The organism is Xanthobacter sp. BG11Y11_SDJG, from assembly GCF_057364445.1.
Genome location: NZ_JBNFNU010000229.1, coordinates 1 through 6787 on the forward strand (window position 1 = coordinate 1; position 6787 = coordinate 6787).

Annotated in this window: 5 protein-coding genes and 2 pseudogenes; all 7 read left to right on the top strand. The window is 68.1% G+C overall.

The window, feature by feature from the left end:
- Positions 1-618 precede the first annotated feature (618 nt).
- The 7 genes and pseudogenes from coxB to AC2W7M_RS16805 all read left to right on the top strand — a co-directional run bounded on the left by coxB (position 619) and on the right by AC2W7M_RS16805 (position 6772).
- Positions 619-1467: a cytochrome c oxidase subunit II gene (gene coxB, locus AC2W7M_RS16775; RefSeq protein WP_486133429.1), complete on the top strand. Its 849-nt coding sequence runs from the start codon at positions 619-621 to the stop codon at positions 1465-1467.
- Between the two features lie 147 nt (positions 1468-1614).
- Positions 1615-3294 carry a cytochrome c oxidase subunit I gene (ctaD, locus tag AC2W7M_RS16780; protein ID WP_486133431.1) on the top strand — a complete coding sequence of 560 codons (1680 nt, stop codon included), beginning with the start codon at positions 1615-1617 and terminating at the stop codon, positions 3292-3294.
- A gap of 178 nt (positions 3295-3472) precedes the next feature.
- Positions 3473-4445: pseudogene (locus AC2W7M_RS16785) on the top strand (heme o synthase).
- Complete coding sequence (locus AC2W7M_RS16790; RefSeq protein ID WP_486133432.1) at positions 4442-4639, top strand: hypothetical protein; 198 nt, start codon at positions 4442-4444, stop codon at positions 4637-4639. The pseudogene AC2W7M_RS16785 and the gene AC2W7M_RS16790 overlap by 4 nt, the downstream one beginning before the upstream one ends.
- Before the next feature lie 164 nt (positions 4640-4803).
- Positions 4804-5372, top strand: a pseudogene (locus AC2W7M_RS16795) (cytochrome c oxidase assembly protein).
- 125 nt (positions 5373-5497) lie between these two features.
- Positions 5498-6331, top strand: coding sequence for a cytochrome c oxidase subunit 3 (locus AC2W7M_RS16800; protein WP_486133434.1), 834 nt, complete (start codon positions 5498-5500; stop codon positions 6329-6331).
- A 54-nt stretch (positions 6332-6385) separates the two neighbouring features.
- Complete coding sequence (locus tag AC2W7M_RS16805) at positions 6386-6772, top strand: DUF983 domain-containing protein (protein ID WP_486133436.1); 387 nt, start codon at positions 6386-6388, stop codon at positions 6770-6772.
- The last annotated feature ends 15 nt before the right edge of the window (positions 6773-6787 follow it).

The following is a 6787-nucleotide window of genomic DNA, read 5'->3' on the forward strand; positions in this document are numbered from 1 at the left end:
GGCCGCCGCCGGCGGCGGGGCCGGCCGACCGCCAGCAGCAGCGCGCCGGCGAACAGGAGCAGCGCTGCGATCGTCCTGCCGGTCCGCACCGTCATGGCACGGCCCGGAACGATCGGCGGGCGGGCGGGGAAAGTCAGGACCATCGTGCACTCCGGCAGGGACCCGGCTGAGGCCGGACGTTTCTGCCTTATCTGAATTTCGTGAACCAATGCCTTAATGCCCTAGCCTTCCTGTCAACAATGGGGCGGCGGGCTTCGCCGGTGCCCATAGCACGGCTCCGGCGGCACCGCTCAGGAGGGAGCCGAGCCTGCGCGGTATTTTGTCTCTTCCGTGGTAATTGGGTAAGAGAGCCGGCGGCGTCCGAGCGGCTCCCGATTCGTCTGAATATTCAGCAGGAACAATGAATTGCGCGGCGTTTTTCGGGACCAGAAAAACCGCTGCCTCCAGGCCTTGGACGTTTTGTCCAATTGGGCGCGATCCGGGCGATTGCAAGGCGCGACCAATTGTGTTTGATGAATTCTAGGGAGAGTGGCTGCCGGCCTCCGGCGCGCTCTCGCAGTGGCAATAAAGACCGGAAAATCGCGGCGCGTTTCCGCCGACCAAGGAGAGTTCCAGACCATGATGTCGCTCGTCCGCGCCGCTGGACTTTTCGCCGGCAGCCTCCTTTCGGCGGTCCTCGCGTCCGGCGCGGCCAACGCCCAGATGGGCCAGCCGGCCGACTGGCAGATCAACCTCCAGACCGCGGTGACGCCGGTGATGGAGCGCATCCACGGCTTCAACGACCTGCTGCTCATCATCATCACCGCGATCGTGCTGCTGGTGCTGGTGCTGCTGGTGGTGGTGGCGCTGCGCTTCAACGAGCGCGCCAATCCGGTGCCGTCGAAGACCAGCCACAACACGCTGATCGAGGTGATCTGGACCGTGCTGCCCGTGATGATTCTCGTCATCATCGCGGTGCCGTCCTTCCGCCTGCTGCATCTGCAGCTGAACGTGCCGGAGGCTGACCTCACCCTGAAGGTCACCGGCCACCAGTGGTACTGGTCCTACGAGTATCCGGACAATGGCGGCTTCGGCTTCGATTCCTACATGGTGCCCACCAAAGACCTGAAGCCCGGCCAGCCGCGTCTGCTCGCCGTGGACAACGAGGTGGTGGTCCCCGTGAACAAGAACATCCGCGTCCAGGTGACGGCGGCGGACGTGATCCACTCCTTCGCCGTGCCGTCCTTCGGCATCAAGATCGACGCCCTTCCGGGCCGTCTCAACGAGACCTGGTTCCGCGCCACCCGCGAGGGTGTCTATTACGGCCAGTGCTCGGAGCTGTGCGGCCGCGACCACGCCTTCATGCCGATCGCGGTGCGCGTGGTGAGCGAGAAGGACTTCGAGGCCTGGCTCGCCCAGGCCAAGGCCAAGTTCGCCTCCGCGCCCGCCGAGGGCCGGGGCATGCTCGCCTTCGCCGCGGCGCAGTGACGAGGCGGCAGTGAGCGCGGCGCCGGCGGGAGCATCCCGGCCGGCCCGTCTTAGGAAGAACTGCCGGGCCTTTCGGCCCGGCCCCAAGAAGAAACGCATGCCGGCCGTCCCGCTTGAGGCCGCGCCGGGCAACCGAGGATCAAGCGTATGGCGACCGAGGCGACGGCAAACGACCACGCGGCGCGCGACCACGCGGCGGACAAGGCTCACGGCCATTCCGGCTACGGTGCTCATCCCGACGCCGCCCACGAGGCCGGCCACATCCCGACCGGCTGGCGCCGCTGGGTGTTCTCCACCAACCACAAGGACATCGGCGTGATGTACCTGCTCTTCGCCATCGTGGCGGGGATCGTGGGCGGCGCGCTCTCCATCGGCATCCGCATGGAGCTTCAGGAACCGGGGATGCAGATCTTCTCCGATCCGCAGACCTTCAACGTGTTCACCACCGGCCACGGCCTCATCATGATCTTCTTCATGGTGATGCCCGCGCTCATCGGCGGCTACGGCAACTACTTCGCCCCGCTGATGATCGGCGCGCCGGATACCGCCTTCCCGCGCATCAACAACATCGCCTTCTGGCTGCTGCCGCCCGCCTTCATCCTGGCGCTGGCTTCGCTGTTCGTGGAAGGCGCGCCCGGCTCGCTGGGCTTCGGCGGCGGCTGGACCATCTATCCCCCGCTCTCGTCCAAGCTCGGCCATCCCGGTCCGGCCATGGACCTTTTGATCTTCTCCCTGCACATCGCCGGCGCGTCCTCGCTGCTCGGCGCCATCAACCTCATCACCACCATCTTCAACATGCGCGCCCCGGGCATGACGCTGCACAAGATGCCGCTGTTCGCCTGGTCGCAGCTCATCACCGGCTTCCTGCTGCTGCTGTCGCTGCCGGTGCTGGCCGGCGCCATCACCATGCTGCTGACGGACCGCAACTTCGGCACCACCTTCTTCGACCCGGCCGGCGGCGGCGACCCGATCCTGTTCCAGCACCTGTTCTGGTTCTTCGGTCACCCCGAAGTGTACATCCTGATCCTGCCCGGCTTCGGGCTGATCTCCCACATCGTCTCCACCTTCTCGCGCAAGCCGGTGTTCGGCTATCTCGGCATGGCCTACGCCATGGTCGCCATCGGCGTGGTGGGCTTCGTGGTGTGGGCGCACCACATGTACACGGTCGGCCTGTCCACCGGCACGCAGTCCTACTTCGTGGCCGCGACCATGATCATCGCCGTGCCCACGGGCGTGAAGATCTTCTCCTGGATCGCCACCATGTGGGGCGGCTCCATCCAGTTCCGCACGCCCATGCTGTGGGCGATCGGCTTCATCTTCCTGTTCACGGTGGGTGGCGTCACCGGCGTCGTGCTCTCCAACGCTGGCATCGACCGCTCGCTGCACGACACCTATTACGTGGTGGCGCACTTCCACTACGTGCTCTCGCTCGGCGCCGTGTTCGCCATCTTCGCGGGCTGGTACTACTGGTTCCCGAAGATGTTCGGCTACATGATCCCCGAGTTCTGGGGCAAGCTGCACTTCTGGGTCACCTTCATCGGCGTGAACCTGATCTTCTTCCCGCAGCACTTCCTCGGCCTCGCCGGCATGCCGCGCCGCTATGCGGACTATCCGGACGCCTATGCCCACTGGAACTTCGTCTCCTCCATCGGCTCGTACATTTCGGGCGTGGCGGTGCTGATCTTCCTCACCGGCACGGCGATCGCGCTGATCCGCAAGGAGAAGGCCGCCGCCAATCCGTGGGGCGAGGGGGCGACCACCCTCGAGTGGACGCTGCCGTCGCCGCCGCCTTACCACCAGTTCGAGGTGCTGCCGCGCATCAAGTGAGCGGCAGCGCGCCCGCCGCTGTGCGGGCGCGGGGACCACAACGGGGGCGTCGCGCCCCTGCCGAAGGCGCCGGGCGACCGGCGCCTTCCGGGTCCGCCGGAGACCCGTCGCCCGTTGCCCGTGGCGCCGACCCGTCGCACCCGGTCCGGATCGTAGGTTCAAGCAGTGAGTGACGCGGATGAGTGACGTGAGCGTGAGCCTGTCCAAGACCGATGCCGCGGCGCGTGCGCCGCAGGCGGCGGAGGGGCTCGCCGGTCCGGCCGACTTCATCGAGCTGCTGAAGCCGCGGGTGATGTCGCTCGTCATCTTCACCGCTCTGGTGGGCCTCGTGCGCGCGCCGGGCGACATGCATCCGGTGCTCGCCTTCACCGCGCTTTGTGCATCGCCGTCGGCGCCGGCGCTCGGGCGCGCTGAACATGTGGTGGGACCGGGACATCGACGCCATCATGACGCGCACCGCGCGCCGGCCGATCCCCTCCGGCCGGGTCTCCGCCGAAGAGACGTTGGCCTTCGGCCTCACCCTGTCCGCCTTCTCGGTGGTGGTGCTGGGCCTGCTGGTGAACGCGCTTGCCGGCGCGCTTTTGGCCTTCACCATCTTCTTCTATGTCGTCATCTACTCCATGTGGCTGAAGCGCTCGACGCCGCAGAACATCGTCATCGGCGGCGCCGCCGGCGCGTTCCCGCCGCTGGTCGCCTGGGCCGCCGCCACTGGCACGGTGAGCCTTGAGCCGGTGCTGCTGTTCTCCATCATCTTCTTCTGGACGCCGCCGCATTTCTGGGCGCTGGCGCTCTACCGGGCGGACGACTACGCCCGCGCCGGCGTGCCCATGCTGCCGGTCACCGCCGGCCCCGACGAGACGCGGCGGCAGATCCTGCTCTACACCCTGTTCCTGGTGCCGCTCGCCATCAGCCCGGCGCTGCTCGGCCTTGCCGGGGTGGTCTACGGCGTGGTGGCGACCGCCTGCGGCGCCGTGCTGCTGCATCTCGCCGTGCGCGTCTATCGCCGCCGCACCGGCGAGGCGGCGGTGTCGGCGGCCAAGGCCATGTTCGGCTTCTCGATCCTCTATCTGTTCCTGCTGTTCGCCACCTTGCTGGGCGAGGCGCTGGTGACGCGCCTGCTGCCGGCATTCACGGGCGTCGGCGCGGCATGAGCAAGGACGAGGCGCCGCTGCCGCCGGACGAGAAGGCGGGGGACGAGCAGGGTGTGGTTCTGACGCCGGAGCAGATCCGGCGGCGGCGTGCGCGCAACATCGCCATCGCCTCCGTCCTGGGTTTCCTGGCGCTGTTGTTCTACGTGGTGACGATCGTGAAGCTCGGGCCCAACGTGCTCAACCGCCCGCTCTGACGGGGCGGCGGCCCGGGGAAGGGGACCCGGGCGCACTTGGGGACGAAGACGGGCACCGAAGACGGGACGGGGCAGAGGGCTGGAGAGAAGAGGCGAAGGTGGACGCTGAGACCGACCAGACCGCAGGACAGGCGCAGACGCGCGGGCCGCACGGCCGGCACCGCCTGATCGCGCTCGCCTGCCTCGGCTTCATCGCGGCCATGGTGGGCGTCACCTACGCCTCGGTGCCGCTCTACGCCATGTTCTGCTCGCTGACCGGCTTCGGCGGCGCGACCCGCGTCGCCACCGGCGGTCCGGCCCCCGTGGCGACCGACCGCGCCCTGGAGATCCGCTTCGACGCCAACGTCGCGCCGGGCCTGCCCTGGGCTTCCGCCCGCTCCAGCGCGGCATGAGCGTGAAGATCGGCGAGACCTCGCTTGCCCATTACGAGGCCGACAACAAGGCCGGGGTCGAGACCCACGCCAATGCCACCTACAACGTCACGCCGGCCCAGGCGGGCGCCTATTTCGTCAAGCTCCAGTGCTTCTGCTTCGAGGAGCAGGTGCTCGCCGCTGGCGAGCGGCTGGACATGCCGGTGGTGTTCTACATCGACCCGGCGATCCTGGACGATCCGGACCTCAAGGGCCTGAAGACCATCACGCTGTCCTACACCTTCTTCCCCTCCAAGGCGCCGGCCAAGCCGGTGGCGCGCGTCGAGGGGATCGGCGAGGCGAAGGGCGGCAAGCCGCTCTAGGCAGAACGACACCGCCGCGCTCGCGCGGCTCTAGGCAGAACGACATCCGCCGCGCTCGCGCGGCAGCTTTAACGGGAGCCGCGCCGCACGGCGGGCGCCCACGAGACCGGGGAAGGGAGGCCGCCATGGCCGAGGCACACGTCAAGCAGCACGACTACCATGTGGTGGACCCGAGCCCGTGGCCGATCATCGGCTCGGTGGCGGCGCTGATCGCCACGTCCGGCGGCGTGATCTGGATGCACGGCGGCACCAGCCTGATCGCCATCGTCGGCATCCTCGGCATCATGTACACCATGTTCGGCTGGTGGCGGGACGTGATCCGCGAGAGCCGCGCCGGCTTCCACACGCCGGTGGTGGTGCTGGGCCTGCGCTACGGCGTGATCCTGTTCATCGCCTCGGAGGTGATGTTCTTCGTCGCCTGGTTCTGGGCCTTCTTCGATGCCTCCCTGTTCGTGGGCGAGGCCATCAACTTCCAGCGCATGGAGTTCACCGGCGGCCATTGGCCGCCCACCGGCATCGAGGCCTTCGATCCCTGGCACCTGCCGCTGCTCAACACGCTGATCCTGCTCACCTCCGGCACCACCGTGACCTGGGCGCACCACGCCATCGTCCACGGCGACCGCCAGGGCCTGAAGTACGGCCTGTGGTGCACGGTCGCGCTCGGCTTCTTCTTCTCGCTGATGCAGGCCTATGAGTATTCGCACGCCCATTTCGGCTTCTCGGGCAACATCTATGGCGCCACCTTCTTCATGTCGACGGGCTTCCACGGCTTCCACGTGATCGTCGGCACGATCTTCCTCGCCGTCTGCCTGCTGCGCGCCTATCTGGGCGACTTCACGCCCAAGAAGCACTTCGGCTTCGAGGCCGCCGCCTGGTACTGGCACTTCGTGGACGTGGTGTGGCTGTTCCTGTTCACCTTCGTCTATGTGTGGGCGTCGGCCGGCTCGGCCACGCACTGATGGGCACACCGGCGCGGGCGGCCGCGGCCGCACGGCGGCGCGGGGACGGTCGTGATGTCGGCGAACCTACCGCGCCCCTGTCTCGCCGCTCGCCGCCGCCTCGGCTGTCGCTGCCCCCGCTGCGGCCGCGGCAAGCTCTTCAAGGGCTTCCTCGACCTCGCGCCCAAGTGCGAGTCCTGCGGCCTCGATTATGCCTTCGCCGATGCGGGCGACGGCCCGGCGGTGTTCGTCATCCTCATCGCCGGCGCCATCGTGGTGGGCCTCGCGCTATGGGTGGAACTCGCCTTCGAGCCGCCCTTGTGGGTGCACGCGCTGCTGTGGCTGCCGCTGATCCTGCTCGTCAGCCTCGGCATGCTGCGGCCGCTGAAGGCCTTCATGGTGGCGCTGCAGTATCGCCACAAGGCGGCCGAGGGCCGGCTCGACCGCGGAGCCGGCTCCTGAGCGCGCCGGCCGGCG